Consider the following 26,530-nt stretch of genomic DNA (forward strand, 5'->3'; position numbering starts at 1 on the left):
CGGTCAAAGTACCCTTGTCGACCGTGACTGGAGCTGTAGGCATCGGCCTGGCGACGCTGGCCTCCGACGGAGCTGTCCTGGACGCTTGGTTCCCGGCGCCGGAACTGGCCGAATCGGGCGAGTCCGCCACGTCGCGACTGGCGCTCTCGGATGTGCCCGCCGAACTGGCCGCCCTGGTCGGCCGCGACGACGACCGCCGCACCGAAACCATCGCCGTGCGCACCGTGATCGGGTCGCTGGACGACCAGGCCGCCGACGCGTACGACGCCTACCTGCGGTTGCATCTGCTGTCGCACCGCCTGGTCGCGCCGCACGGGCTGAACGCCGGCGGCTTGTTCGGAGTATTGACCAATGTGGTCTGGACCAATCGCGGCCCCTGCGCTGTAGAGGGATTCGAGGCGGTGCGGGCCCGGCTGCGCCGGCACGGTCCGGTGACGGTGTTCGGCGTCGACAAGTTTCCGCGGATGGTCGATTACGTGCTGCCCACGGGTGTGCGGATCGCCGACGCCGACCGGGTGCGCCTGGGCGCGCACCTGGCGCCGGGCACAACGGTGATGCACGAGGGCTTCGTCAACTTCAATGCCGGCACCCTGGGAGCGTCCATGGTGGAGGGCCGCATCTCGGCGGGCGTGGTGGTGGGCGACGGATCCGATATCGGCGGCGGCGCCTCGATCATGGGCACCCTGTCCGGCGGCGGTGAGCAGGTGATCTCGATCGGCAAACGCTGCCTGCTGGGCGCCAACGCGGGACTGGGCATCTCACTGGGCGACGACTGCGTGGTGGAGGCCGGGCTGTACGTCACCGCGGGCACCAAGGTCAGCACGCCCGACGGCAACACGCTGAAAGCCGCCGAACTGTCCGGCGGCAGCAACTTGCTGTTCCGTCGCAATTCGCTGAGCGGCGCGGTCGAGGTGGTGCCGCGCGGCGGTCAGGGCATCGCGCTCAACGAGGACCTGCACGCCAACTGATCACCGTTCCGTTGGTTTCGGGCAGCAGGTAGGTGCATGCCAGGCTGGTGGCGACCAGCCCCGCCAGCAACACTCCCACCGACCAGCTGCCGTAGCTGCCGATCAGCGTCCCGGCGATCAGCGGCGGCACCGCGCCGCCGGCGATACCGCCGAGATTCACTGACAGCGCCGACCCGGTGTAGCGGTAGCGGGTGTCGAACAATTCCGGGATGAACGACGCGGTGGGGCCCGAGCCGATCCCGACCAGGCCGTAGATCCCGACGATTGCCACCGCATAGCCCACCGGGCTGCCGGTGCCGATCAGCGGCATCACCAGCAGCGACCAGGGCAGGCAGGCGCCGTAGCCGAGCAGCATCAGGCGGCGGCGACCGTACCGGTCGCACAGCATGGCCGACGTCGCTACCGACGCGATGCTGACCAGCCCGCCGAGCACCCCGACCGACAGGATGAAGACCCGGGAAAACCCCAGGTGGTTGTGCGTATAACCGGGCAGGAAGGTGCTGGCCATGTACACCAGAGCGAACGGGGTCAACACGCTGCCGGCGCCCAGCAACACCTCGCGGCGCTGCAGTCGCAGCACCTCCGCCACCGGCGCGTCGGGCACCAGGTTGCGCGCCTTCTCCACGGCGAACACCGGTGTTTCCTCGATGTTGAGCCGCACGTAGAGGGCGATCACGATCAGCACGGCGCTGATCAGGAACGGCACTCGCCAACCCCAATCCAGGAACGCCCGGCTGTTCTCGCCGATCGTGAAGCTGACGCCGAGGAAGGTGATGCCGGCAATCACGGTGGCGGTGCCCCCGCCGATCAGGGTGAACATGCCGTACCGGCCGCGTTTGTCGGGTGGCGCGGACTCCACGCTGAGCAGAGCTGACCCGGCCCATTCGCCGCCGACGGCGAAACCTTGCAGCAAACGTAAACCGGCCAGCATCAGCGGCGCGACGGCGCCGACCTCGGCGGTGGTGGGCACCAGCCCCACCGACACCGTCGAGACGGCCATGATCAGCAGGGTGGCCATCAGGGTCTTCTTGCGGCCCAACCGGTCGCCGTAGTAGCCGAACACCGCTGCCCCCAGCGGTCGCGACAGGAATGCCGCGGCAAATGTGCCCATGGAGGCGACGGTGGCCACGGTGGGGCTCAGATGCGGAAAGAACACCACCGGGAACACCAGTGCGGCGGCGGTGCCGTAGATGAGGAAGTCGTAGAACTCAATCGCCGAGCCGACGTAGCAGGCCAGCGCCACCCGCGCCATCGAGTTGGTGCGGGGTTGGTCGGCCGCGGTGACCACGGCGGCGCCGAGTTCATCGTTGCGTCGATTCACGCTGACGACGGTAGGGCAAGCTCCGCGGGAACGCCCGTGCCTGGGGCTACCAAATTGCTGCGAGTCCCGTCACGATTTAGGCACGCCGGGGTGAACAAGGTGATCGTTCCCACCGATCAAACCGGGAGTTCGCTGCCAATTTGCTGTGCGTTTCGTCAGTCGCGTGCCGGGAGGGGTCGTCAACGTCGCCCGAATCGTTCCCGCAGCTGGGGATCCTGCTCCCACCACAGCGTTGACGGTGGGGCGCCGTCGGAGTGGCTCGCGGCCTCGTCCGATGCTGTCGCGTCGTTCCCGCTCATCTCCTGCAGCTCGTCCAGCCGGCTGTCGATGTCGAGAGCGTGAGCTTGTTCATCGCGGGACAACGCACGCATCAGCAACAGCAAAAACGGCCAGGCGACCAGATCGCCCATGATCCACAGCACGCCGGCGCCGATCGTCTGATCGAGCCGCTGATCGGGACCCCAGGTGCGGGCCGCGTAATAGCCGGCCGCGATCAGCGATCCCTGCCAGATGACCAGCCCCAGCACGCCGTCGCCCAGCGCCTCGGCGACGGTGATCAGCAGCGAGATCAGCTGGGAGTATCGCCGCGGCACCGGGTCGGCTTGCAGGCGGGCATAGAAATACCCGAATCCAATGGCTACCAGAAGTATTCGCGTCGGGGCGCCGACCCATTCATGCTGCAGCGCCGCCTCGTACCAGGGTGTCAGATAAAGCAGCCACGGCGTGGCGAGCATTCCCAGCGACGTCGTCAGCGGGTGCGCGAACACTCGCGCGGGCGGGCTGGCCAACAGCTGTTCGAACCGGTCGCGCCCAGCCGGGCGCAGCGCCTCACACACCACGGTCACCGGTCGGCCCAGCGCGAGAAACAGCGGCACCACGTAGAGCAGCAGCAAAACCTGCAGCGCACGCATCCAGAACAGGGCATAGGCGTATGCGCCGATTGCGCTCAGCGTCGCCACCGCCCACAGCGCCAAGCCGACGCTGAAGCACACGGCGTGTCCCGACCGGACCGATCTCGTGCCGTGTCGCCCCTGTCGGTAACAGCGGAGCACCCGGCCGCTACCACGATGGTCAAGACGGACGTGACGTCCACCTGCCCGGTCAACACGCCCGAACTCCACGTCAATGGGCCGGGATCGATACGCACAATCTGCAACGGTATTGCGGATCGCGGCCGTTCTACCACCCCGCTCGGGCGCGCCGCTGCACTCAGTTAACGCTTGTACGATCGAGCACTCGATATCGAAGTGGGGAAACCGCCCGGCTCTGCCGCGGTAACCGACATGCTGGAGGTCAGCCGGATGGTCCTACCCGCCATGGACTCGTGATGACCATTCCGGGATTGGGCCTGGTGTCCGTTTCAGGGTTCGAACGGCCATGGCTGTTCCTGCTGTTGTTGATCCCCCTGGGTTTGGCGGCCCTGTACGTATGGGCCTCGATCAGGCGCCGCCGCCGACTGCAGCGCTTCGCCGATCCCGAGCTGCTGGCGACGGTGGCGCCGCGTCGTCCGTCGCCGTGGCGGCACGTGCCCATGGCGGTGATGCTGGTGGCGCTGGCACTGCTCACGGTGGCATTGACCGGGCCGTCCCGCGACATCAAGGTGCCCCGAAACAGGGCGGTGATCATGCTCGCCATCGACGTGTCCCAATCGATGCGTGCGACCGACGAACCGCCCAACCGCCTCGATGCGGCCAAGGCGGCGGCCAAGCGGTTCGCGCAGCAGTTGACCCCCGGGGTCAACCTCGGTCTGATCGGTTTCTCCGGAACGGTCAACGTGCTGGTGTCGCCGACGCCCGATCATGCGGCCACCGTCGCCGCGCTGGACAACCTGCGCCCCGGTGACTCGACGGCGATCGGTGCGGCGCTGACCGCGGCGCTGCAATCGGTGGCGACCGTGGCCGCTGTGCTCCGCAGTGGGGATGCGCCGCCGCCGCCCGCGCGCATCGTGCTGCTTTCCGACGGCAAAGAGAACAAGCCGGAGAACCCGGACAACTCGGGCAGCCCGCCCGGCGCTTACGTCGCCGCGCGATCCGCGAAGGACCAGGGGGTGCCGGTTTCGACCATCGCCTTCGGTACCCGGGCGGGCACGGTGGAGCTGGCGAATCAGCAGGTGCCGGTGCCGGTGGACGACTCGATGCTCAAACGCATCGCCGAACTCTCCGGCGGGCAGGCGTATCGGGCGTCGAACGTCGACGATCTCAACCGCAGCTATAACGCGGTGCAACAGCAGGTCGGCTACCAGACCATCCAGGGCCCGGCCAGCGCGGGCTGGTTGCGGCTGGGTGTGCTGGTGGCCACCATCGGCATGCTGCTGGGCTTGCTCCTCAATCGCCGGTTGCCCGCCTGATGTTCGGCCCGCCGAGGGAAGTCGGTTCTCGATGAATTTGCCAATGCTGGGTCCACTGAGCTTTTCCGGGTTCTCCGACGCCTGGCTGTTCCTCTACTTGGCGGTCGTCGCCGTCCTGATCGCGGCCTACGTGCTGGCGACGTTGGCCCGGCGCAGACGCGTGATGCGGTTCGCCAATATGGCGCTGCTCGAACAAATCGCGCCGGCGCGGCCGCCGGCCCGATGGCGGCATCTGCCGGCGGCACTGCTGGTGGCGGCGCTCGCTCTGCTGACCACCGCGATGGCCGGGCCCACCCACGACATCCGCATCCCACGCAACCGCGCGGTCGTCATGCTCGTCATCGACGTCTCCGAGTCGATGGTCGCCACCGATGTTGCACCGAGTCGCATCGAAGCGGCCAAAGCCGCCGGCAAGGCCTTCACCGATGAGCTCACCCCTGGCATCAACCTCGGGCTCGTTGCATTCGGTGGCACCGCAACGCTGCTCGTGCCACCCACCACCAACCGCGACGCGATGAAGGCGGCGATCGACCGATTGCAACCTGAAGAGCGGACCGCGACCGGCGAAGCGATATTCACTGCGCTGCAAGCCATCACCACCGTCGTCGGGATGATCGGCGGCGGCGACGGCAAACCGCCGCCCGCGCGTATCGTGCTCGAATCCGACGGCAAGGAAACCGTCCCGGTGGATTTGAACGCGCCCCGCGGGGCTTTCACCGCGGCGCGCGCCGCCAAAGAGCAAGGTGTGCAGATCTCGACAATCTCGTTCGGCACCCTCGAGGGAACCGTCAACCTCAACGGGACCGACATTCCGGTCCCCGTTGACGACGAGTCGCTGGCCCAGATCGCCGAATTGTCCGGCGGGCGCGCTTTTCAGGCCCGCAACTTCGAGCAGCTCCAGCAGACGTACGCCGCCTTGCAGCAACAGATCGGGTACGAAACCGTCAAAGGCGACGCCAGCGCGGCCTGGATCGGCCTGGGTGTCGTGTTGCTGGCCGCCTCCCTGGCCGCAGCCGCCTTGCTGAACCGGCGCCTGCCGGACTGACTTTGGCCGAACGCCACTAACCCTCGGCCATCAGCTGCTTTTTCAGCACTTTGCCCAGGGCGTTGCGCGGCAGCTCGTCCACGATGCGTACCTCACGCGGTCGCTTGTGCACCGAAAGTTGTTCAGCGACAAAGGTGATCAGCTCATCCGGAACGGCGGAGCCGACGACGTAGGCGACGATCCGCTGACCCAGGTCTTCATCGGGCAGCCCCACCACGGCGGCTTCGTCCACGCCCGGATGCCCGAGCAGCACGGTCTCGATCTCGCCGGCGCCGATGCGGTACCCACCGGATTTGATCAGGTCGACGGACTCGCGCCCGACGATGCGATGCATTCCCCCGCCGTCGATGACGGCGACGTCGCCGGTGCGGTACCAGCCGTCGGTGGTGAATGCCTCCGCGGTCGCCTCGGGACGGTTCAGGTACCCGTCGAACAGGGTGGCGCCCCGAACCTGCAGCTTGCCGACGGTCTCGCCGTCGTGTGGCACCGGATCGCCGTGGTCGTCCACCAGCCGGGTCTGCACCCCGGTCAACGGGAACCCGACCCAGCCCGGGCGGCGTTCGCCGTCGGCGCGGGTGGACACGGTGATCAGCGATTCCGACGCGCCGTAGCGTTCGATCGGGCGGTGTCCGGTCAATGCCTCGAGTCGCTCGAACACCGGGACCGGCAGCGCCGCACTGCCCGATACCAATAACCTTGCGGTCCTTAATGATTCGGCTGCGCTAGAGTCGGCGACCAGCCGCGACCACACCGTCGGCACCCCGAAGTACAGCGACCCGCGCGCCGCCGCGTACCCGGCGGGCGTCGGTTTTCCGGTGTGCACGAAGCGATTTCCCACCCGCAAGGATCCGAGCAAGCCGAGGACCAGACCGTGGATGTGATACAGCGGCAGCCCGTGCACCAGCACGTCGTCGGCGGTCCACTGCCAGGCCTCGGCCAACGCATCCAGGTCGGCGGCGATCGCTCGGCGGCTCACCTGCACCCCCTTGGGCAGGCCGGTAGTGCCGGAGGTGTAGACCACCATCGCCGGCGCGTCGGGCGACGGCTCGGCGTAGCGATGCCAAGAACGTGCATGCAGCCGCACCGGAATGTGTTGCAGCCCATCGGGATCGTCCGGCTGCGGCCCCAGCCACGCCTGGGCGCCGGAGTCGGTGAGCATGTGCCGGCGTTCGGCCACTCCGACGTCGGCGGGCACCGGGACGAACGGCACACCGGCGATCAGGCAGCCGACGACCGCCAGCACGGTCGACGCCGTGGGCGCGGCCAGCACCGCGATCATCCGGGCGCCGGCCACCCGCTCGGCCACCGACGTCGCGGCGCCCACCAGGTCGCCGCGACTGAGCCGGAACCCGTCGATGCTGACCGCGTCGGGGATGTCGTCGGCGGTCGCCGCCGCGGGATTCAGCGAGGTCAGCAGCACGCCAGTGAGGCTACCGACCCTCGTCCCAGATCTTCATCAGGGTGGCCAGGATCTCCTCGCCGCGGCCCAGCCCGGCCAGATGGCTCTCCTCGGGCAGGTGGAACAGCTCGGCGTCGGGCAGTCGCGCGACCACGTGCTCGCCGTGGGAGAACGGGATGATGTGGTCGTGGTCGCCGTGCCACCACCGCACCGGAACCTTGACTTCGTCGAGCCGGAATCCCCAGTCCCGGGCGAACAGGATGACGTCGTTGAACGGCGCCGCCAGTTGCTTGCGGCTGCCGTTGAGTAGGTCGTCGAGGAACATCGCCTTGAACTCGGGCCGGGTCAGCAGGTGCCGGTCGGCCTCGGGTGAGAGCAGGGCGTACACCTCCAGCGCGCTGGACGCGACGGGCCGGATCGACTGGATCAGCATGCTCGCGCCGATGCGCAGCGGGTTGCCGCCGAACTTCAGCAGCGGCGCGACCCGCAGGCCAAGGGTCATCGCCCCGCCGCTGATCGCGTCGGGCCCCTGGGTGGGCGCCACTCCCCCGAGCACGCCGAGGGCCACCACCCGGTCGCTCAGCCGCGCGCCGCAGGCCAGCGCGTAGGGGCCGCCACCGGACAGGCCGACGACGGCCATCTTCTCGATGCCGAAGGTGTCGGCGATGGTGCGGAGGTCTTCGGCGAACTCCGAGATGGCCTCGTAGCGGTGTGGCGTCGAGGAACCGATGCCGGGACGGTCGATGCCGATCAGCCGGATGTCGTGGTGTTCGGCGTAGACGCGGGCCTCGGTGGGGATCTGCCGCCGGGCGCCCGGCGTGCCGTGCAGCCAGAACACGGCGCGCCCCTGGGGGGCGCCGAATTCGGCGAAACCGATCTGACGGTTCTCGCCGACGGCGATGTTGCCTTCGATCTTGGGGCGATCGATCGCGACAGACATGGCGGGGCGCCTTTCTCTGCGGGTGCGTCTTCGCGGGTGCGTTGACGCGTCCGGAATCTTACTGGTGCGGCTCGACGCGATTCACTAGGCGTTGAGCACTCGTTCACCGATGATCCGCTGCGCGCGCAGTTCGGCCAGTTCGTCGGGGGAAAGCCCCAACGCGCAAAGAATCTCGTCGTTGTGCTGGCCGAGGGTGGGCGGCGGGGTGCGGTGATGCCGGGCGGGTCCGGGGGTGATGCGAAACGGCCAGCCGGGAAAGCGCCGCGGCCCGGTGACGGGGTGCTCGAACTCTTCGTAGAACCGCCGGGCATCGAGCTGGGCGAAATCGCACATCCGGTCCCCGGTGGTGACTTGCTCTGCCGGAATTCCTTGCGCGCGAAGGCTTTCGACGACGGCCGCCGCCGTCTGGGTGCGGGTCCAGGCGGCGACCAGCTCGTCGAACAGGTCGTGGTCGATGCCGCCCGCGTCGGGCAAGGACAGGGCCACCCAGGTCTGGTCTTCGTGGGTCGGATACACGCCCTGCAGCCAGCCGCGCCGACGGTTGCCTTCGCGGGAACGCACTACGCCGTTCATCGAATACTCGATCACCGGTTCGGCGGTCACCGCGGCGGCGACCTCGATCTGGGCGACCTCGATCAGCCGGCCCTCCCCGGTACGGCGGCGGTGTCGCAGGGCGGCCAGCAGCGCGACCCCGGCGTGCACGCCGACGATGGGGTCGGCCGGGCCCTGCAGGTTGCACGGCGGTCCGTCGGCGTACCCGGTGGCGGCGGTCATCCCGGAGGTCTGCTCGATGTTCAGCGCCCAGCCGACGTAGTCACGCCACGGCCCATCCAGTCCGAAACCGGGCATCCGGACCGCGATGACATCGGGCCGCAGTTTCACCAGCGATTCGTAGTCCAGACCGAACTGCTCCACCACCCGCGGGGAGAAATTCTCCACGACCACGTCGGCCTGTGCGGCCAGTCGCTGGGCGATGTCGCGACCGCGATCGGTGGTCAGGTCGAGGGTGATGTCCTTCTTGTTGAGGTTGGTCGCCTGCCACAGAGCGCTGCGCTCGTACCAGTCGTCCCCCTCGAACGGGTAAGCGCCCGAATACCTGTGGCCGTCCGGCCGCTGGATGGATTCGACCTTCACGATGTCGGCGCCGAACGCGCCGAGGTAGCAGGTCAGGTAGGCGCCAGCCCAGAAGGTGCTCAGGTCGAGCACCCGAAGCCCTTCGAATCCCGGCGGCGAGTGCGACGGGGCTGCAACCTGCGGCCCGGGATTTCGCGGTGCGGTTACCTTCGCGGACCGGGAGAACCGGAACGGCGAACCCGGCCGGGTGAAACCACCGGTCGCCACGAAGAATCCGCGTTTGGCGTACTGCGGCGACTCCAACACGGTGGCGCCGTCGTTGACCGGCGCGGCCGGGATCCGCATGGCCTGGCTCAGTTCGACGAGTTCGGCGACGGTCTGCGCGGCGAGCAGCGGCTCCGCCCTGGCGAAGAACTCGGCGCGCTGCGGGCCGCCCATCATGATGGCGAGCTGGTGTTCACCGAACTCCGGCAGGCCCAGCATCGCGCAGACGTCGAGCCAGTGCTGCCCGGTCAGGCAGTTGATGCCCACCCAGCCGTCGGCGGCGCGCACCACCCCCAGCATCGGCGCGGCCCGGATATTCGGCGGCAGCCCAAGGCTTTTCATCCGTTCGGCCATCAGCATCGGGTAGGGCAGCGTGGCGAGCAGCGACTCGAATTCCGAGACGTCGACGCACCGGAAGCCGGACCCGGGAAACCGCAGCGCGGTCAGCGCAGCCAGCGCCCCGTAGGCGCCCGGAACATATTCTGAGATTCGGGCGCCGGCCTGCACCGGCGGGCGGTCCGGGTCGCGGGCGCTGATCCAGCCGGATACCGCCTGCATGGTCAGCGGCGACGCCACGCGGTCACGCCAGGGCCCGGACTGACCGAATGCAGAAATGCTCACCAGCACCAGATTCGGGTTGAGGCGGGCCAATTCGCCGGCGCCCAGCCCCCACCCGGCCAGGGTGCCGGGCGGTAGATTCTCGACCAGCACCTGCGCCGACGCGATCAGGGCACCGGCCTCGTCCAGGCCGGCAAACCGTTTGCCCGTGTTGAGGTATTCGAACAACCCCGACCGCTGCGGGTCCGGCACCCCGTCCCGGAAGGGTCCCCACCGCCGCAGCGGATCCCCTTGCGGCGGCTCGATTTTAACGACCTCCGCACCCAGATCCACGAAAAGCTTTGTGGCGTAAGGGCCGGAGATCTCGGTGGCGATTTCGACGACGTGCAGGCCCGCGAGGGGTCCACTCACGCGGGAACCCCGATCGCCATCGGCTCCATGTATTGGTGTACCCCGGTGATGCCGCCGCCCTCGCGTCCCAGCCCGCTCAGCTTGAAACCGCCGAACGGCGCGGCACCCGCACCGCATCCGTTGACCGCGACCTGTCCCGTCCGGATGCGACGGGCCACACCGACCGCCCGGTCCACGTCGCCGCCCCACACCGCGCCGGACAGCCCGTACTGCGAGTTGTTCGCGATCTCGATTGCGTCCCGGTCGTCGCGGTACCGGATCACGCTGAGCACCGGGCCGAAGACTTCCTCTTGTGCGATAACCGAATTCGGTTGCACGCCGGTGAGAATAGTCGGCTCGAAATAGAAGCCGACGTCCAGCCCGGCCGGCCGCCGGCCCCCGGTGGCGAGCTGGGCCCCCTCGTCGAGCGCCCCGGCGACGTGCGCCTCGACCCGGCCCCGTTGGGCGTCGCTGATCAGTGGTCCCATCTGCACCTCGGGATCGGCGGGGTCGCCCACTTTGACGGCACGGGCCATCGCCACCAGACGTTCGACGACGTCGTCGTGCAGCGAATCGGGCAGCAGCAACCGGCTTTGCAGGATGCAGGCCTGTCCGGAGTGCAGCGAGCAGCAGTCGAACAGCAACTGCTGCAACATCTCGTCGGTGACCTCGGTGTCGTCCAGGATGATGCACGCCGACTTGCCGCCCAACTCCAGCAGGATCCGCTTGAGCGTGTCACCGGCGGCCGACATCACCTGCCGCCCGACCACGCTGCTACCGGTGAAGCTGACCATGTCGATGCGCGGGTCGGTGGTGAGCAGCCGGGCCGCCTCGACGCTCGACGGCGTGACGACGTTGACCACGCCGGGCGGGATGTCGGTGTGCTCGTCGATCAGCCGCGCCAGCGCCAGCCCCGCCACCGGGGTGAGCGGGGACGGCTTGAGCACCACGGTGTCCCCGGCGGCCAGCGCGTGGTTGAGCTTCATCACGTTGAGGCAGTGCGGGAAGTTCCACGGGGTCAGGATGGACACCACGCCCAACGGCGCGTGCCGCAGCACCGTCTTGCCGGCGCCGATCCCGGTCACCTCTTCGTCAACCAGCTGGGTGGCCAGTTGGGCGGCGTGCATGGACATGAACGCCGCACCGTCGATCTGCATCAGCCGCTCGTTCTCGGTGCATCCCCATTCCGCCCGGGACAGCGCGAAGAAGTCGTCGGCGTACTTCAGCAGCGCCTGGCCGAGTTGGTTGAGGCACTCGGCGCGGTCTGCGGCGGTCATAGTCGCCCAGGGACTGTCGTCGAAGGCGCGGCGGGCGGCGCCGATCGCCGCACCGACCTGGTCGACGCTGGCGTCGGGTGCGGTGGCGATGACCTGTTCGGTGACGGGTGAGATGTCTTGGTAGCGGCCGTCTTCGGGTTCGACCCACCGGCCGTCGATGTAGAGCTGGTAGGTGTCAACGAGCGTCGGTAGCATCTGCGTCCTCACCGAAATGTCGGTCATCTGTCCCCTTGGTGTACACCCGCGCACACCCTGCGTCAATCGTCGATCATCTGAAATTCAAGGTATTTCAGTGTGTTGAGGGCGTATTGACAGAGCATGTCGCCGGGTAGTAGACACGATGCGCAGGACACTTTCCCCAAAAGTGTCGGATCGGAGAATCCTGAGCGTGCGCGCCGATGCTGAGCTGCACTCACCGGAATTCCCACTGCACTCCCCCGACTTCTACGCCGGCGACCCGTATCCGGCCTACCGGCAGCTGCGCGCGACGTCGCCGGTGCTGTGGAACGACGTCACCAATTTCTGGGCGCTGCTCAAGTACGAGGACATCCGCTTCGTCTCCAGCAACCCGGCGCTGTTCACCTCCACCAAGGGCATCAGCATCCCCGACCCGCAGCTGCCGAACCCGGTGCAGGAGGGCAACCTCATCTTCACCGACCCGCCCCGGCACCGGCAGATGCGCAAACTGATCAACGCCGGGTTCACCCGCCGCCGTGTTGCGGTGCTCGAGCCCAAGATCCGTGAGATCGTGCGCGGCATCCTCGACCAGGTCCAGCCCGATTCGGTGCACGAGTTCGCCGAAGAGATCGCCGCCCCGCTGCCCACCCGGATGATCGCCGAGTTGATCGGCGCGCCGCCCGATGACTGGGAGCAGTTCCGCGCCTGGTCGGACGCCGCCACCGGGACGGCTGATCCCGAGATCGAGCTCGATCCGTTCGTGGCCATCGGCCAGCTCTTCGAGTACTTTCAGAAACTGATCGCCGCCCGGCGCGCGGATCCGCGCGACGACCTGCTGTCGGTATTGGCCGAAGCAGAGATCGACGAACACCGCCTCAGCGACGAAGACCTGCTGAACTTCACCTTCCTGCTGCTGGTTGCCGGCAACGAAACCACCCGCAACCTGATCGCGCTGGGCACCTTGGCGCTGATCGGCCATCCCGAACAGTGCCGGCTGCTGGTGGCCGACCCCACGCTGATCCCGGCGGCGGTCGAGGAAATGCTGCGCTTCACCAGCCCGGTGGTGAGCATGTCCCGGGTCGCGACCCGCGACGTCGAGTTGCGCGGCCAGCTGATCCGCGAGGGCGAGGTGGTGTCGATGCTGTACGGCTCGGCCAACCGCGACGAGGACGTATTCGGCAGTGACGCCGAGGAATTCAAGGTGACCCGGCATCCCAACCCGCACATCGCGTTCGGCTGTGGCGAACATTCCTGCATCGGAGCACAACTGGCACGGCTGGAAGCCACCGTGCTGTTCGAGGAGTTGCTGCGCCGCTTTCCCCGCCTGGAACTCGTCGGCGAGGTCGACCGGATGAAGGCCACCATGGTGCCCGGGGTCAAGCGGATGCCGGTACGGCTGGGAGCCTGAGGGATGGATCTGGAGTACACGCCCGAACAGCAGCGGCTGCGCGCGCAGATGCGCGCCACCCTGGAACAGGTCATGACGCCCGAGCGCGTCGCCGCGATCGGCAAGAACATCGAGGGCGGCCCCGCGGTGCGGGAGTGCGTCCGCGCCCTCGCCGCGGCCCACCTGTTGGGTGTCGGCTGGCCCAAAGAATATGGCGGACAAGGCTTCTCGGCGATCGAGCAGTATATCTTCGGCGAAGAGGCGCGCCGGGCGGGGGCGCCGATCCCGCTGGTGACACTCAACACCGTCGGGCCGACGCTGATGCAGCGCGGTACCGAGGAGCAGAAGCGCACGTTCCTGCCGGCGATCCTGGACGGCAGTGTGGAGTTCGCCATCGGGTACTCCGAGCCGGGCGCCGGCAGCGACCTGGCTTCGATACGTACCACCGCCGTGCGCGACGGGGATCACTACGTGATCAACGGTCAGAAGATGTTCACCAGTGGCGCCGCCTACGCCGACTACATCTGGCTGGCCGTCCGGACCGACCCGAATGTCAAGAAGCACAAGGGCATTTCGATTCTAATCGTGCCTACCTCGGCACCGGGATTCTCCTGGCAACCGCTGCACACCATGCCGGGAGTCTCCACCTTCTACACGTTCTACGACGACGTGCGGGTGCCGGTCAGCGCGCTGGTGGGCGAGGAGAACCAGGGGTGGCAACTGATCACCACCCAGCTGAACTTCGAACGCGCCGCATTGGGCAATCTGGGCGCGCTCGAGCCGCTGTTCGAGAAGACGCTGCAGTGGGCTTGCAGCACCGAGCTCGACGGCGCCCGGGTGATCGACCAGCCGTGGGTGCAGCTCGCCCTGGCCCGGGTCGAAGCTCAAGTTGCCGCATACAAATTGGTCAACCTGCGGGTGAACGCTGCGATGACCAAAGGTGTGCTCAGCATGGGCGAAGCCTCTGCGGCCAAGGTGTTCGGCACCGAGCTGACCCAGCAGGTCGCCCGGCAGCTGCTGGAAGTGCTCGACGGCAACGGGGTGCGCCGCGGCACCGACGCACCGCTGCGCGGCGCCCTGGAGACCGCGTACCGTCAAGCCGTCATCAACACCTTCGGCGGCGGCGCCAACGAGATCCAGCGGGACATCATCGCCATGGCGGGCCTGGGCATGCCGCGCGCACCGCGTGACCTACGCGCCACCGCCGACAAAGGAGGATCGAGCTAAGTGACCGACTCAGAGCTTCAGGCCAAGGTGCAGGCATTGGTCGGCAAGCCCACCGGTGGCAGCGGAAAACCCTCGGTGGCACCGGATCCGGTGAATCAGCCGATGATCCGGCACTGGGCGTACGCCATGGACGACCTGAACCCGGTGTACATCGACCCCGACTTCGCGGCGACGTCGCGGTTCGGCGGCATCGTGTCGCCACCGGTGATGCTGCAGACCTGGACGATGCCGTCGCCCAAGCTGGAAGGAATCGGCGACCGCGGCGGCGCGCCGATCGAGATCAAGAGCAACCCGACGGCCTTCCTGGACGAGGCCGGTTACACCAGCACCGTGGCCACCAACTCCGAGTTCGAGATCGAACGCTACCCGCGGCTGGGTGATCTGATCAGCGCGACGACGGTGTACGAGTCGGTGTCGGACGAGAAGAAGACGGCGCTGGGCACCGGGTTCTTCCTGACCTGGCTGACCACCTACACCAACCAGCACGGCGAAGTGCTGGGCCGGCAACGCTTCCGCGTACTTCGATTCAGGCCGGCCCGCTGATGGCGACCCGAATGGCGCCGGCCATCAGCCCGGATACCGAGTTCTTCTGGAATGGCTTGCGGGACAACAAGTTGCTGATCCAGCGCTGCGACGGGTGCGGGGTGCTGCGTCACCCACCCCGCCCGATGTGCCCGCATTGCCGGTCGCTGGAGTGGGAGACGGTGCCGGCGTCCGGCCGCGGCACGGTGTACAGCTACGTGATGCCGCATCAGCCACGCGTTCCGTTCTTCGACTACCCCTACATCGTGGTGCTGGTCGAGCTGGAGGAAGGAGTGCGGCTGGTGTCGAACCTGACCGACATCGACCCGGCTGAGGTGAAAGTCGGGATGCCGGTGCAACTCTACTTCCAGAGTTTCGACAACGACCTGACGCTGCACCAGTTCCGGCCGAGCCGGTAGCCATGGACTTCACCTTCACCGAGGAACAGGAGACCATCGCCAAGCTGGCCCGCGACGTCTTCGAGCGCCGCGCCACGCCGGAGCGGCTCAGCGAGCTGGAAGCCGGCGACATCCGCTACGACGCGGCGTTGTGGCAGGAACTGGCCGCCGCGGACCTGCTCGGGACGGCGCTGCCGGAGTCGTTGGGCGGCAACGGCGGCGGCTTCGTCGAACTGGGGGTGCTGCTGGCCGAGGTCGGGTGGAGCGTGGCCCCGGTGCCGGCGTATCCGACGCTGGTGCTCGGCGCCGACCCGATCGCCCGGCACGGCACTCCCGACCAACAGCAGCGCTACCTGCCCGACATCGTTGCCGGGCAACGTATCCTCAGTGCCGGCCTGGCCGAGCCCGGACGCTCCGACCCGGCACACCCGGCCACCACCGCACGCCGGGACGGGGGAAACTGGCGGCTCGACGGAATCAAGGAACTGGTACCGGCCGGACAATTGGCCGACACGATCCTCATCCCCGCGGCTCTGGACGACGGCAGCGCCGGCCTGTTCCTGGTGGCGACGGACGCCCCCGGTGTGCAGGTCCGGCCGGTCCCGACCACCAACCGCGAACCCCACGCCGACGTATTCCTGGACGGCGCAACCGTTTCCGAGGACGACCGGCTCGCCGGCGATGTCGATTCGCTTCACACCCGGGCGTTGGTGGCGCTGTGCGCCGTCCAGCTGGGTGTGGCCGACCGTGCGCTGCACATCGCTGCCGAGTACACCACCGGGCGGGAACAGTTCGGCCGGCCGATCGGCAGCTTCCAGGCCGTGCAGCAGCGGATGGCCGACGGTTTCATCGACGTCGAGGCGATGCGCTGGACCACCTGGCACGCGGCCTGGCTGGTCGCCCACGACCGGCCGGCCGACCGAGCCGCCCGCATCGCGAAGTTCTGGGCCGCCGAGGCCGGTGCACGGGTCACCGCGACCGCGCAGCAGGTACACGGTGGCATCGGGATCGACGTCACCTATCCCCTGCACCGCTACTTCCTGTGGGCCAAGCACAACGAGCTGAGCCTCGGTCCCGCCTCCCAGCAGCTGGCCCGCCTCGGCGCGACCTATCCGGAAGGACTGTAGATGACGACCACCACCAGCCGAACCAGCACGCTCAATTGGGCGGACATCGAAGTCGGCGACCAACTCACCTCACTCGAAATCCCGATCAGCACAACGAAAATCGTCGCCGGCGCGATCGCGTCCAGGGACTTCATGCCGGTGCACCACGACCGTGACTACGCCAACAAGCAGGGCTCGCCGGACTTGTTCATGAACATCCTCACCACCAACGGCTACTGCGTGCGGTTCCTCACCGACTGGGCCGGCCCGGAGGCGATGGTCAAGAACCTCTCGATTCGCCTCGGCGTGCCGTGCTTTCCGAACTCCACGCTGAGCTTCACCGGCACCGTGACCAAGAAGACGGCGGGTGACCCGGCCGGTCCAGCGGGCGAGAACTTCGTCGAGGTGACCTTCCGCGGCTGCAACGACCTCGGCGACCACGTCTCGGGAACCGCGGTGCTCAGCCTGCTCGACGGAACCCGCGCGTGAGCAGCACGCTGCCGGGCAAGTGCGCAATCGTCGGGATCGGGCAGACCGAGTTCTCCAAGGAGTCCGGGCGCAGCGAGCTCCAATTGGCCTGCGAGGCGGTCAGTGCCGCACTCGACGACGCCGGGCTGGCGCCCAGTGACGTCGACGGCATGGTCACCTTCACCATGGACTCCAGCGACGAGATCGAGATCGCCCGCAACGTGGGCATCGGCGACCTGAGCTTCTTTTCCCGCGTCCATCACGGCGGCGGCGCGGCGGCAGGCACCGTCGTGCACGCGGCGATGGCCGTGGCGACCGGCGTCGCCGAGGTGGTGGTGTGCTGGCGGGCGTTCAACGAGCGGTCCGGCTTCCGGTTCGGCGGCAGCGGCCGCACCAGCGCGGAGACTCCGTTGTTCATGGCGCATTACGCACCGTTCGGGCTGATCACCCCGGCGGCGTGGGTGGCTCTGCACGCCCAGCGCTACATGTCCACCTTCGGGGTCACCAACGAAGATTTCGGCCGGATCGCCGTCGTCGACCGCGCGCACGCGGCCCGCAATCCCGACGCGTGGTTCTACGAGCGGCCGATCACGCTGGAGGACCACCAGAATTCCCGCTGGATCGTCGAACCGGTGCTGCGCCTGCTGGACTGCTGCCAGGAGAGCGACGGAGGTGTGGCGCTGGTGGTCACCAGCGCCGAGCGGGCACGGGACCTGCGCCGGGCGCCGGCGATCATCACCGCCGCGGCCCAGGGCGCGGCCGCCAACGGCGAGATGATGACCAGCTACTACCGCGACGACATCACCGGCTTGCCGGAGATGGGAGTGGTCGCCGACCGGCTCTGGCGTGACTCGGGTTTGAAGCCGCAGGACATTCAAACCGCGTTCATCTACGACCATTTCACGCCGTTCGTGTTCACCCAGCTCGAGGAACTCGGATTCTGCGGACGCGGCGAAGCCAAGGACTTCGCGACGGTGCAGCGGCTGTCGCTGGGCGGCGAGTTCCCGATCAACACCAACGGCGGGCTGCTCGGTGAGGCCTACATCCACGGCATGAACGGCATCACCGAGGGCGTCCGGCAGGTGCGGGGCACCTCCTACAACCAGGTCGAGAACGTCGAGCACGTGCTGGTCACCTCGGGTACCGGAGTGCCGACCAGCGGGCTGATCCTGGGGCGCTGAGCGCAATGACCACCGGGGCCGCCGACTTGAGCCAGGCGAACGACACCCGCGAACTCATCATCGAATCCGCTTACGCCTGCTTCGCCAAGCACGGGCTGCAGAAGACGACGATCGTCGACATCGCCAGAGCGGCGAACGTATCCCGCAGCACCGTCTACGAATATTTCAGCGACAAGCGCGCGATCCTGGAGGCCTGCGCCGAGAACGCGTCGGAGGAGTTCTACCGGGAGATGTCCAAAGCCATGAATCACGGTGATTCGTTGGAGGACAAGCTGTGTCGGGCCGCGGTGTTCGTGACGCAGGCAAGCCGCGCGTTCGCTTCGGAGAAGTTCTTCGACGAAGAGGCACTCAGCCTGCTGCTGACCAAGGACGCCGCCGTACTGCTGCGCGAATGCGCCGAGTTCTTCGCGCCGCATCTTTCCGCCGCCAAGCTCACCGGTGAGGTCCGCAAAGACCTCGACGTGGCGGCGGCCGGGGAGTGGTTTGCCCGAATCCTGTTCTCGCTGTTCAGCACGCCGTCGTCGACGCTGGACATGGACGATCCGGCGGTGGTCGCCGATTTCGTGCGTGCGCACGTGGTGCGTGGCTTCGCCGACGACCGCACCCGAACGCCCAGGGGCGCACCGAAGGTGCGGTGAGCCAGAGATCAGGCTCGATGCCGCAGCGCCCGCAGGAAGAAGCCCAGGTTTGCCGGCCGCTCGGCCAGCCGCCGCATGAAATAGCCGTACCACTGAGTGCCGAACGGCACGTACACCCGCACCTGACTGCCCGCGCCCGCCAGCCGCCGCTGCTCGTCGTCGCGGATGCCGTACAGCATCTGGTACTCGAAATCGTCGACACCACGCCCTGATTCGTGTGCCAGACGCGGGACCTCGGCGATGATCGCGGGGTCGTGGGACGCCACCATCGGATAGCCACGACCGTCCATCAGTACCCGCAGGCAGCGCAGGTACGAGTCGGTGATCGCGTCGGCATCCCGGTAGGCGACCGAGGCCGGTTCGTCGTAGGCGCCTTTGCACAGCCGCACCCGGGCATCGGCGAGGTCGCGGCAATCGCCGACCGAGCGAATCAGATAGGCCTGCAAGACCGTTCCCAGCCAGGGAAAGTCCGCGCGCAGATCACCGGAGATCGACAGCGTCGCATCGGTGGTGCGGTGGTCCTCGGCATCCACCGTGACCCAGGCACCCACCGCGCCGGCCCGCTCGCAGATGATGCGGGCGTTGTCCAGCGCGATCTTCCCGCCGTCCCGCTGCAGCGCCTGACCCAGCGCGGACAGCTTGACCGACACCTCCAGCGGCCGCACACCCGCATGCGCGGTGTCCGCCCGCCGGCCCAGCGCTTCGAGCAACTCCAGGTATGCCCGCACGGTGGCCGCGGCATCCTCGGCGTCGGTGACGTTCTCCCCCAGATAGTCGATGCTGATGTACCTTCCGGAATCCCGCAGTGCGGCAACGATTTCCAGGACGCTGTCCAGGCTGTCCCCGGGGACGAACCGGCGCACCACCCGACGCGTCACGGCCGAGTGCTCGACGAAGCGACGCAACCCGTCGGCCCGGCCGGCCGCCAGCAGCGCCGGGCGCGCGGTGTGGGCGAACACCCCGGACATCAGAGGTCCCCGGCCATGTGCGGGTAGGTGTGCTCGGTGGCGGGCACGAACGTCTCCTTGATGGTCCGGGCGGAGGTCCAGCGCAGCAGGTTCAGCGGTGACCCGGCTTTGTCGTTGGTGCCTGATCCGCGCGACCCGCCGAACGGTTGGCGCCCGACCACCGCCCCGGTCGGCTTGTCGTTGACGTAGAAGTTGCCCGCGGCGAACCGCAGCCGCTCCGATGCGGTCAACACGGCCGCACGGTCGTCGGCGATCACCGCGCCGGTCAGCGCGTACCGCGACCCGCTGTCGACGACGCCGAGAATTCGCTCGTACTGATCGTCGGGGTAGACGTGCACCGACAGCAGCGGACCGAAGTACTCGGTGGCGAACGACTCGTCGGTCGGGTCGTCGGACAGCAGCACGGTGGGGCGCACGAAATAGCCTTCGCTGTCGTCGTATTCGCCGCCGACCGCAATGGTGACAGCCGCCGCACCCTTGGCCCGCTCAATCGCGTCGACGTTCTTGGCGAAGGCGCGGCGGTCGATGAGCGCACCGCCGAAGTTGGTCAGGTCGGTGATGTCGCCGTAGGTCAATGTTGCCGCAGTGTGCAGGAACTCGTCGCCCATCCGCTGCCACACCGAGTGCGCGACGTAGGCCCGGGACGCCGCCGAGCACTTCTGGCCCTGGTAGTCGAACGCTCCCCGGATCAGCGCCGTGGCCAGTACTTCGGGGCGGGCCGATGCGTGCGCGACCACGAAGTCCTTGCCGCCGGTCTCCCCGACCAACCGCGGATAGCTCTGGTAGGCGGTGATGTTGGCGCCGACCCGCTGCCACAGCTGCCCGAAGGTGGCCGTCGAACCGGTGAAGTGGATGGCCGCCAGCCGCGGATCGGCCAGCGCCACATCCGATACCGCGTACCCGTCGCCGGTGACCAGGTTGACCACGCCGGGCGGCAGGCCCGCGGCTTCCAGCAGTTGCATGGTCAGATATGCCGACAACGTCTGCGTGACAGCCGGTTTCCACACCACGGTGTTGCCCATCAGCGCAGGCGCGGTCGGCAGGTTGGCCGCGATCGAGGTGAAGTTGAACGGCGTGATCGCGTAGACGAAACCGTCCAACGGGCGGTAGTCGCTGCGGTTCCACTCCCCCGGGCCGCTGATGGGCTGCTGCGCCAGGATCTGCCGGGCGAATGCGACGTTGAACCGCCAGAAGTCGACCTGCTCGCACGGCGCGTCGATCTCGGCCTGGTACACCGATTTCGACTGCCCGAGCATGGTGGCCGCGGCGATCTTCTCCCGCCACGGCCCGGCCAGCAGGTCGGCGGCACGCAGGAACACCGCGGCACGTTCGTCGAAAGGTGTGGCGGCCCAGCCCGCCTTTGCGGCCATGGCCGCCTCGACGGCGGCGGTGGCCTCAGCGTGGGTGGCGTTGGTCAGCGTGCCCAGCCGGGCGGCGTGCCGGTGTGGCTGGACGACGTCGATCCGGTCTCCGTCTCCCATCCGGTGCCGTCCGGCGATCACGTGCGGCAGCTCGATCGGATCACCGGCCAGCGCGGCCAGTTCAGTGAGCAGTCGGCGGCGTTCGGGTGATTTCGGTGCGTAGTCGTGGACCGGCTCGTTGGCCGGCATCGGTACCTGGGTGATGGCGTCCATGCAGGTCAGAATCCCCGGTGCGGGTCGCCATTCGGTTGGCTGATCGGACAACATTTGCACCAGCTGCTAGTAGAATCAGCCAATGAACGGTGCGGGTGTGGGTCTCGGTCGGCTCTTGCTGGCACTGGACGCCACCATGGTGAGCCTGGTGCAGGCGCCCCGCGGCCTGGATCTTCCGGTGACCTCGGCCGCACTGATCGACTCCGACGACCTGCGGCTGGGCCTGGCCGCCGCCGCGGGCTCGGCCGACGTGTTCTTTTTGCTCGGCATCGGCACCGATGAGGCGGCGCGCTGGATCGCCGGCCAGCACAGCACGCCGATCGCGGTGTTCGTCAAAGATCCGTCCGCGGCGTTGGTGACCGCGGCGGTGCGAGCCGGGTCAGCGGTGGTGGCCGTGGAGCCGCAGGCCCGCTGGGAACGGCTGTACCAGCTGGTCAACCGGGTTCTTGAGCATCACGGCGATCCCGCGGGCGACGACCCGGGCACCGACCTGTTCGGCCTGGCGCAATCGCTGGCCGACCGCATTCACGGCATGGTCAGCATCGAAGACGCGCAATCCCACGTGCTGGCGTATTCGGCGTCCAGCGACGAGGCCGATGAACTGCGCCGGCTGTCCATTCTGGGCCGCGCCGGTCCGCCGGAGCACCTGAAGTGGATCGGCCAGTGGGGCATCTTCGACGCGTTGCGCGCCGGCGGTGAAGTGGTGCGCGTCGCTGAACGTCCGGAACTGGGGCTGCGCCCACGGCTGGCGATCGGCGTCCATCAACCGACCGACCCGCGGGGCTTCGTCGGCACCATCTGGGTGCAGCAGGGCTCTCGTCCGCTGGCCGACGACGCCGACGCGATGCTGCGCGGCGCCGCGGTGCTGGCCGCTCGGATCATGTCCCGGCTGGCCGCCCGGCCGTCCCACCAGACGCGGCAGGTTCAGCAGCTGCTCGGCCTGCGCGACGGTGAACCCACCGACGCCGTGGGCATTGCCCGCGAACTCGGCCTGCCCACTGCCGGCGACGCCGCGCTGATCGGGTGGGACGCCCTCGCGCCGGCTGCACCCGCCGCCCGGTTAGCCGACGTACTGGCGTTGAGCGCCAGCGCTTTTCGCCACGACGCTCAGGTCGCGGCCAACGGCTCGCGGATCTACACGCTGCTCCCGGCGATCTCGACGCCCCGCGCGATCGCATCCTGGGTGCGCGGCACCATCGGCGCGCTGCGCGCGGAACTGGGCGTCGAACTGCGTGCGGTCATCGCCGCGCCGGTCGCCGGTTTGGGTGCGGTGGCCGGGGCGCGAGCCGAGGTGGATCGGGTGCTGGACAGCGCCGAACGCCACCCCGGCGCCCTGAGCCGGGTCACCGACCTGGCCGAGGCGCGCACCACCGTGCTGCTCGACGAGATCGTCACCCGCGTCCGGGCCGACCACCGCCTGATCGATCCGCGGGTGCGCGAGCTGCGTGACCGGGACCCGGTGCTGGCCGAGACTCTGCGCGCCTACCTGGACTGCTTCGGCGACATCGCCGCCGCGGCGAGCCGGCTGCAGGTGCATCCCAACACGGTGCGCTACCGGGTGCGCCGGGTGGAGAAGCTGCTGTACACCTCGCTGGCCGATCCCGATGTGCGGCTGCTGTTTTCGCTAAGCCTGCGAATGACCGAGCCGTCAGCCTAGGACGCGGCCGGCGGCTGCAGGGTGGCGTCGTCGACGACCTTCACCACACCCGCGGTGCCGTCGACGTCGACCAGCGTGCCGGTGGGCAGCGTGCTGGTCGCCGCTGGGACGGCGGTGACGGTGGGGAGGTGATATTCGCGCGCCAATATCGCACCGTGACTGAGCATTCCACCGCTCTCGGTGATCAGCCCGGCCAGCATCGGAAACACCGACGTCCAACCCGGGTCGATGGTCTTGGCCACCAGCACCTCCCCTGGCCGCACGTCGCCGAGGTCGGCCAGTTCCTCGACGCAGCGGGTGCGCCCGCGCGCCGACCCCCGGGACACACCGAGCCCGGTGATCGCGCCGGGCGATGCCTGGGCAACCGAATCGCCTTCACAGAGCTCGCCTTCGGTTTCGACATCGTCGAACAGGTAGGTGGCCGGAACCCGGTGGCGGTAGGTCAGATAGTTGCTGCGGCGCCGTTCCAGGGCCGCGTAGTCGATCGGATCGGCGGCGCCGGCCAGTGCCGCCCAGAACTCGTCGCCCGTCAGGAGGAACACGTCGTCGACGGCGCCCAGCAGGCCCCGTTCGACCAACCGCCTGGCCTGTTCACACACCAGCGCGCGGAGTTGCGCGTGCAGGTAATCCAGGTGATAGCGCTGGTTCTCGCGGTAGACGGTGAACACCTGGGTGCGCGCGCAGATGCTGCGAAAGAGCCTGGCCCGCAACCCCCCCAGGGGTTTGCGTCGCAAGCGCGTCACCACCTCGTTGAACGCGGCGACCCGGCGAGCAACGGCTTGCTGCTCGGCGATGCGAGGGTCCACCGACTGGGCGCCCGGCTGTAGTTGAGCGCGAATCAGCCCGAGGACCACGTCGGGCTGCTCATGCCACCGCGGCGAAGCGATCTCCCGGCTGGACGATCGGTGCCCGTGGGCCAGCAGGAAATCGGCGAACCGGCGACAGAACGGCGCTTGGGGGAAATCCCGCTGCAGTTGCGACCACGAACGCTGCTCGCACAGGGCGGCGGCCAGGGAGCCGTCCTCGCGGGCCAGCGCGGCCAATTCCCATAGCTGCGTGTTGATCTTGGCGGTATGGGTTCCCGGTAGACCACTGATCAACGCGGCATAGAGTGCGCCGTCTTCATCGCCGGCTTGCGACGCCAGCAGTCCGGCCAGCAACCGGTGCATGGTGCTGTTGTGCACACCCATTCCCCAGCGGATGATCCGGAAGTGATCCTGGGCGAAGGTCTCCACCTCGTCGACCTGTCTGCGCCACTCGCGCAGGTCCAGTGCCGAATAGTCCTGGCGCAGCTTGGGCACGATCAGCGCGTCGATCTGGGCGCAATGCCTGTCCATGGCCCGCAGGTTGCGGGCGGCCGACCCGCGTGCGCGGTCCCGGTACGGGCCCAGCGCGAACGCCAGAGTGCTGCCGGGGCGCCACGGTTCGGCCATGATGCGGTCCAGCCACAGCGGGGTGAACAGGTCGCCGAACATCTTGTGCCGCAGGCTTTTCGGGAAGGAGCCAGCCAGCCGAACCACGTAGCTGCCGTCCATGTACAGGTAGCCGTTCACCAGCTTGAACGGCTCCCGGACGGCCAGGTCCGGGCGGCCCTGCAGCAGCAGCATCTCGATGAACATCGGGATGTCCATCCACCCCGCGGTGAGGTCCGCGGTCAGCGGCAGCGCGTATTCGGACTTGTACTCGTCGCCCCACTTTCGCGACCACACATTGTCCGGTGTCGAGCTGGGCAGGCCGGTGATGGGGCGGTCCTGCAGGACGTAGACCAGCCCCTCCTCGATGGCCCATTCGAGGTCGCGTCGCGGTCCGATGGCGCGGATTACGACGGTGGCACAGTCGTAGAGCGCGGCCAAATCGTGTTCGTCCAAGGACGATTCAAGCTGCCGTTCGGGTGCCACGCATCGTTCGGTCAAGGACTTGTGATAGACCAACTCGACCCGCTTGGCGGCGATACGCCGCGTTCTGAGCCGGCCGGTGGAGCGCTCGACGACGTAGCTGTCGGGATCGACCCTGCCGGAGACCAGGGCCTCGCCCAGCCCCCACACCGAGTCGATGACGATCTCGTCGGCGAACGGACGGCGGGGGTTGGCGGTCAGCAGTACGCCGGCGGCGGTCGGCTGGATCATCCGCTGCACTACCAGGGCGATACCGCCGCCGGCATCGCAGTCGTGTGCGGCGCGGTAGACGTCGGCCCGCGTGGATTCATTCGCCGCCCAGCACTTTTCAATAGCCCGACGGATCTCCTCGAGCGATGCCAGGCCCAGCGCCGTCTCGTAGATCCCCGCAAACGAAGCGCCATCGAGGTCTTCGGCCACGGCCGAGGACCGCACCGCCCAAACAGCATCCGGATGGTCCGCCCGCACGTGCGCCCACCAGGAGTCCAGGTCGGCCAGAGCGGACTCGCGGGCAGCCGGGTCCAGTGAGATGTCAGCCGGGACCACCCAGGCCTCGGGCACCGTGAGTCCGGCGGCCAGCAACCGCACCAGACCGGCAGCCTTGCCACCCAACCGCTCTACCGCGGCGTCGGTGTGTGCGGTCAGACGCTCCAGCATGCGAGCTTTTCCCTCAGCGCCAGAGCCAGCACCGGCGCCAGATCCGGTAACCGCTGCAACGACTGCCGCCGATCCGCATGCCAGGCGTGTTCCATCACACCCACACCGGCGCGGTGCACGCCGTCGAGCTCGGTCTCGAACCGCGCGTGGGTCTCCTGCAGAAACAACCCCGTCTTGATCAGCGGCACCTGGGCCAGTGCGGTGGCGCGCACGTCGTAGTGAGTGCCGTCGGCGTCGGTGAGAAGGATGCGGGCCGCCCGGGGGACGTCGGGTATGCGCGTCCATTCGTATTCGACGACGGCCTGGGCCAACGGGCGGCATACCCCGTCGCGGTGGACGAAACCGGTTGCCACGCCGTCGGGCCCGATCAACGACAGCGTCGCATTGAACCCGAAGTCGGCTCCGAACAGTCCGGTGATCCACTCCCAGCCCGAAATCGAAGCCCAGTCCCGCGCGCCCCACGACTTGTCGCGCTGGCCCACACAGTCGACCTCGTACTCCTTGCCGCGGACGTGGATGCCACCGGTGACGGTACCGGCCTGCTCGAAGTGCATGGCCGCACCCGCGCCCGACCGGCCAGCGGTCCTCGGGCCGTCGTGGAAGTCGTGCGGTGGTGTCAGTGCGGTCCAATTCAGATCGACGCGGTTGCGGCCATCCAATCGAATATTCCATCGCGTCAAGGGTTCTCGCATGGTGAACGCCAGCTGCCCAGCCCGCAGCCCGCGGGTGGCGGGCTGGCCCAGCGCGGGATCGAAGCGTAGGCCCACGCCCGGGTAGACGTACTCGAGCTTGCCGTCTCGGACGGTCAGTAACAGGCCGTCGACGCGGCCGGCAGCCGGGTTGAAGCCGATGCGGGCCAACCCGAAGTACCGCTCGCCCGGGTCTGCCCAGTTGAAGTAGTAGCTCTCCTGCCAAGCCGGGTCGGGGCCGGGCTCGTGCAGTTGCTCGTCGGTGGGTGCGATCACGCGCCGACCTCCCCACTCGGTTGACAGTTGTCAAGCAACGTCGCGCTGCGCTTTCGGGTCGGCCCGA

General features: G+C 68.2%; 22 protein-coding genes. 12 read left to right on the plus strand and 10 right to left on the minus strand.

What is annotated here, in order from left to right:
- The first annotated feature begins 14 nt into the window (after positions 1–14).
- Positions 15–968 (plus strand): 2,3,4,5-tetrahydropyridine-2,6-dicarboxylate N-succinyltransferase, encoded by a 954-nt coding sequence (gene dapD, locus MKCMC460_RS23855; RefSeq protein WP_236977509.1) that lies wholly within the window; start codon positions 15–17, stop codon positions 966–968.
- Here dapD and MKCMC460_RS23860 read toward each other — a convergent pair.
- Complete coding sequence (locus MKCMC460_RS23860) at positions 943–2,220, minus strand: MFS transporter (protein WP_236984358.1); 1,278 nt, start codon at positions 2,218–2,220, stop codon at positions 943–945. The two genes, dapD and MKCMC460_RS23860, sit on opposite strands and share 26 nt — an antisense overlap.
- A gap of 248 nt (positions 2,221–2,468) precedes the next feature.
- Positions 2,469–3,341: a cytochrome c oxidase assembly protein gene (locus tag MKCMC460_RS23865; RefSeq protein WP_370652983.1), complete on the minus strand. Its 873-nt coding sequence runs from the start codon at positions 3,339–3,341 to the stop codon at positions 2,469–2,471.
- Positions 3,342–3,616: 275 nt separating this feature from the next.
- On the opposite strand from MKCMC460_RS23865, the gene MKCMC460_RS23870 reads away from it, so the two are divergent.
- Together MKCMC460_RS23870 and MKCMC460_RS23875 are read left to right on the plus strand one after the other, a co-directional pair.
- Positions 3,617–4,636, plus strand: a complete 1,020-nt coding sequence (locus MKCMC460_RS23870; protein ID WP_238304935.1) for a VWA domain-containing protein — start codon at positions 3,617–3,619, stop codon at positions 4,634–4,636.
- 31 nt (positions 4,637–4,667) lie between these two features.
- A complete protein-coding gene (locus MKCMC460_RS23875) occupies positions 4,668–5,681 on the plus strand; it encodes a VWA domain-containing protein (protein ID WP_236977512.1) in 1,014 nt (337 codons plus the stop codon).
- A 16-nt stretch (positions 5,682–5,697) separates the two neighbouring features.
- Here MKCMC460_RS23875 and MKCMC460_RS23880 read toward each other — a convergent pair whose 3' ends face one another.
- The 4 genes from MKCMC460_RS23880 to MKCMC460_RS23895 all read right to left on the minus strand — a co-directional run bounded on the left by MKCMC460_RS23880 (position 5,698) and on the right by MKCMC460_RS23895 (position 11,805).
- Complete coding sequence (locus MKCMC460_RS23880; RefSeq protein ID WP_236977513.1) at positions 5,698–7,101, minus strand: acyl-CoA synthetase; 1,404 nt, start codon at positions 7,099–7,101, stop codon at positions 5,698–5,700.
- 10 nt (positions 7,102–7,111) lie between these two features.
- Positions 7,112–8,020 (minus strand): alpha/beta fold hydrolase, encoded by a 909-nt coding sequence (locus tag MKCMC460_RS23885; RefSeq protein ID WP_236977514.1) that lies wholly within the window; start codon positions 8,018–8,020, stop codon positions 7,112–7,114.
- An 84-nt stretch (positions 8,021–8,104) separates the two neighbouring features.
- On the minus strand, positions 8,105–10,327 hold the full coding sequence (locus MKCMC460_RS23890) for a CaiB/BaiF CoA-transferase family protein (RefSeq protein WP_238304936.1): 2,223 nt from the start codon (positions 10,325–10,327) through the stop codon (positions 8,105–8,107).
- Positions 10,324–11,805, minus strand: coding sequence for an aldehyde dehydrogenase family protein (locus tag MKCMC460_RS23895; RefSeq protein WP_238304937.1), 1,482 nt, complete (start codon positions 11,803–11,805; stop codon positions 10,324–10,326). The genes MKCMC460_RS23890 and MKCMC460_RS23895 overlap by 4 nt, the downstream gene beginning before the upstream one ends.
- A 205-nt stretch (positions 11,806–12,010) precedes the next feature.
- Here MKCMC460_RS23895 and MKCMC460_RS23900 point away from each other — a divergent pair, with 205 nt between their 5' ends.
- The 8 genes from MKCMC460_RS23900 to MKCMC460_RS23935 are packed head-to-tail and all read left to right on the plus strand — an operon-like array spanning position 12,011 to position 18,687.
- Positions 12,011–13,168: a cytochrome P450 gene (locus tag MKCMC460_RS23900; RefSeq protein ID WP_236984362.1), complete on the plus strand. Its 1,158-nt coding sequence runs from the start codon at positions 12,011–12,013 to the stop codon at positions 13,166–13,168.
- A 3-nt stretch (positions 13,169–13,171) separates the two neighbouring features.
- Positions 13,172–14,374: an acyl-CoA dehydrogenase family protein gene (locus MKCMC460_RS23905; RefSeq protein WP_236977515.1), complete on the plus strand. Its 1,203-nt coding sequence runs from the start codon at positions 13,172–13,174 to the stop codon at positions 14,372–14,374.
- Positions 14,375–14,917 carry a MaoC family dehydratase N-terminal domain-containing protein gene (locus MKCMC460_RS23910; RefSeq protein ID WP_236977517.1) on the plus strand — a complete coding sequence of 181 codons (543 nt, stop codon included), beginning with the start codon at positions 14,375–14,377 and terminating at the stop codon, positions 14,915–14,917.
- On the plus strand, positions 14,917–15,315 hold the full coding sequence (locus MKCMC460_RS23915) for a Zn-ribbon domain-containing OB-fold protein (RefSeq protein ID WP_236977518.1): 399 nt from the start codon (positions 14,917–14,919) through the stop codon (positions 15,313–15,315). The genes MKCMC460_RS23910 and MKCMC460_RS23915 overlap by 1 nt, the downstream gene beginning before the upstream one ends.
- 2 nt (positions 15,316–15,317) lie before the next feature.
- Positions 15,318–16,421, plus strand: a complete 1,104-nt coding sequence (locus tag MKCMC460_RS23920) for an acyl-CoA dehydrogenase family protein (RefSeq protein WP_236977519.1) — start codon at positions 15,318–15,320, stop codon at positions 16,419–16,421.
- Positions 16,422–16,889: a MaoC family dehydratase gene (locus MKCMC460_RS23925; protein WP_236977520.1), complete on the plus strand. Its 468-nt coding sequence runs from the start codon at positions 16,422–16,424 to the stop codon at positions 16,887–16,889.
- On the plus strand, positions 16,886–18,049 hold the full coding sequence (locus MKCMC460_RS23930) for a lipid-transfer protein (protein ID WP_236977521.1): 1,164 nt from the start codon (positions 16,886–16,888) through the stop codon (positions 18,047–18,049). Before MKCMC460_RS23925 ends, MKCMC460_RS23930 begins: the two co-directional genes overlap by 4 nt.
- Before the next feature lie 5 nt (positions 18,050–18,054).
- Positions 18,055–18,687, plus strand: coding sequence for a TetR/AcrR family transcriptional regulator (locus MKCMC460_RS23935; protein WP_236977522.1), 633 nt, complete (start codon positions 18,055–18,057; stop codon positions 18,685–18,687).
- Positions 18,688–18,695: 8 nt separating this feature from the next.
- Here MKCMC460_RS23935 and MKCMC460_RS23940 read toward each other — a convergent pair whose 3' ends face one another.
- Positions 18,696–19,655 carry a proline dehydrogenase family protein gene (locus MKCMC460_RS23940; protein ID WP_236977523.1) on the minus strand — a complete coding sequence of 320 codons (960 nt, stop codon included), beginning with the start codon at positions 19,653–19,655 and terminating at the stop codon, positions 18,696–18,698.
- Positions 19,655–21,289, minus strand: coding sequence for an L-glutamate gamma-semialdehyde dehydrogenase (gene pruA, locus MKCMC460_RS23945; protein WP_236977524.1), 1,635 nt, complete (start codon positions 21,287–21,289; stop codon positions 19,655–19,657). Before pruA ends, MKCMC460_RS23940 begins: the two co-directional genes overlap by 1 nt.
- 82 nt (positions 21,290–21,371) lie before the next feature.
- Here pruA and MKCMC460_RS23950 point away from each other — a divergent pair, with 82 nt between their 5' ends.
- Complete coding sequence (locus tag MKCMC460_RS23950) at positions 21,372–22,946, plus strand: CdaR family transcriptional regulator (RefSeq protein ID WP_236977525.1); 1,575 nt, start codon at positions 21,372–21,374, stop codon at positions 22,944–22,946.
- Here MKCMC460_RS23950 and MKCMC460_RS23955 read toward each other — a convergent pair.
- Together MKCMC460_RS23955 and MKCMC460_RS23960 are read right to left on the minus strand one after the other, a co-directional pair.
- Positions 22,943–25,498: a PEP/pyruvate-binding domain-containing protein gene (locus tag MKCMC460_RS23955; RefSeq protein ID WP_238304939.1), complete on the minus strand. Its 2,556-nt coding sequence runs from the start codon at positions 25,496–25,498 to the stop codon at positions 22,943–22,945. The two genes, MKCMC460_RS23950 and MKCMC460_RS23955, sit on opposite strands and share 4 nt — an antisense overlap.
- Positions 25,483–26,463 carry a hypothetical protein gene (locus tag MKCMC460_RS23960; protein ID WP_236977530.1) on the minus strand — a complete coding sequence of 327 codons (981 nt, stop codon included), beginning with the start codon at positions 26,461–26,463 and terminating at the stop codon, positions 25,483–25,485. The genes MKCMC460_RS23955 and MKCMC460_RS23960 overlap by 16 nt, the downstream gene beginning before the upstream one ends.
- Positions 26,464–26,530 lie beyond the last annotated feature (67 nt).

The sequence above is a fragment of the Mycobacterium sp. 20KCMC460 genome (genome assembly GCF_022179425.1).
In the GTDB taxonomy this organism is placed as follows: Bacteria; Actinomycetota; Actinomycetes; order Mycobacteriales; family Mycobacteriaceae; genus Mycobacterium; species Mycobacterium kiyosense.

Bases quoted from the DNA above. Each gene is read 5' to 3' on its own strand.
- MKCMC460_RS23925 (WP_236977520.1), top strand. From the start codon at position 16,422: ATGACGACCACCACCAGCCGAACCAGCACGCTCAATTGGGCGGACATC.
- MKCMC460_RS23920 (WP_236977519.1), top strand. From the start codon at position 15,318: ATGGACTTCACCTTCACCGAGGAACAGGAGACCATCGCCAAGCTGGCC.
- MKCMC460_RS23875 (WP_236977512.1), top strand. From the start codon at position 4,668: ATGAATTTGCCAATGCTGGGTCCACTGAGCTTTTCCGGGTTCTCCGAC.
- MKCMC460_RS23860 (WP_236984358.1), bottom strand. From the start codon at position 2,220: ATGGCGCGGGTGGCGCTGGCCTGCTACGTCGGCTCGGCGATTGAGTTC.
- pruA (WP_236977524.1), bottom strand. From the start codon at position 21,289: ATGGACGCCATCACCCAGGTACCGATGCCGGCCAACGAGCCGGTCCAC.
- MKCMC460_RS23950 (WP_236977525.1), top strand. From the start codon at position 21,372: ATGAACGGTGCGGGTGTGGGTCTCGGTCGGCTCTTGCTGGCACTGGAC.
- MKCMC460_RS23935 (WP_236977522.1), top strand. From the start codon at position 18,055: ATGACCACCGGGGCCGCCGACTTGAGCCAGGCGAACGACACCCGCGAA.
- MKCMC460_RS23940 (WP_236977523.1), bottom strand. From the start codon at position 19,655: ATGTCCGGGGTGTTCGCCCACACCGCGCGCCCGGCGCTGCTGGCGGCC.
- MKCMC460_RS23905 (WP_236977515.1), top strand. From the start codon at position 13,172: ATGGATCTGGAGTACACGCCCGAACAGCAGCGGCTGCGCGCGCAGATG.
- MKCMC460_RS23915 (WP_236977518.1), top strand. From the start codon at position 14,917: ATGGCGACCCGAATGGCGCCGGCCATCAGCCCGGATACCGAGTTCTTC.
- MKCMC460_RS23895 (WP_238304937.1), bottom strand. From the start codon at position 11,805: ATGACCGACATTTCGGTGAGGACGCAGATGCTACCGACGCTCGTTGAC.
- MKCMC460_RS23885 (WP_236977514.1), bottom strand. From the start codon at position 8,020: ATGTCTGTCGCGATCGATCGCCCCAAGATCGAAGGCAACATCGCCGTC.
- MKCMC460_RS23870 (WP_238304935.1), top strand. From the start codon at position 3,617: ATGACCATTCCGGGATTGGGCCTGGTGTCCGTTTCAGGGTTCGAACGG.
- MKCMC460_RS23955 (WP_238304939.1), bottom strand. From the start codon at position 25,498: ATGCTGGAGCGTCTGACCGCACACACCGACGCCGCGGTAGAGCGGTTG.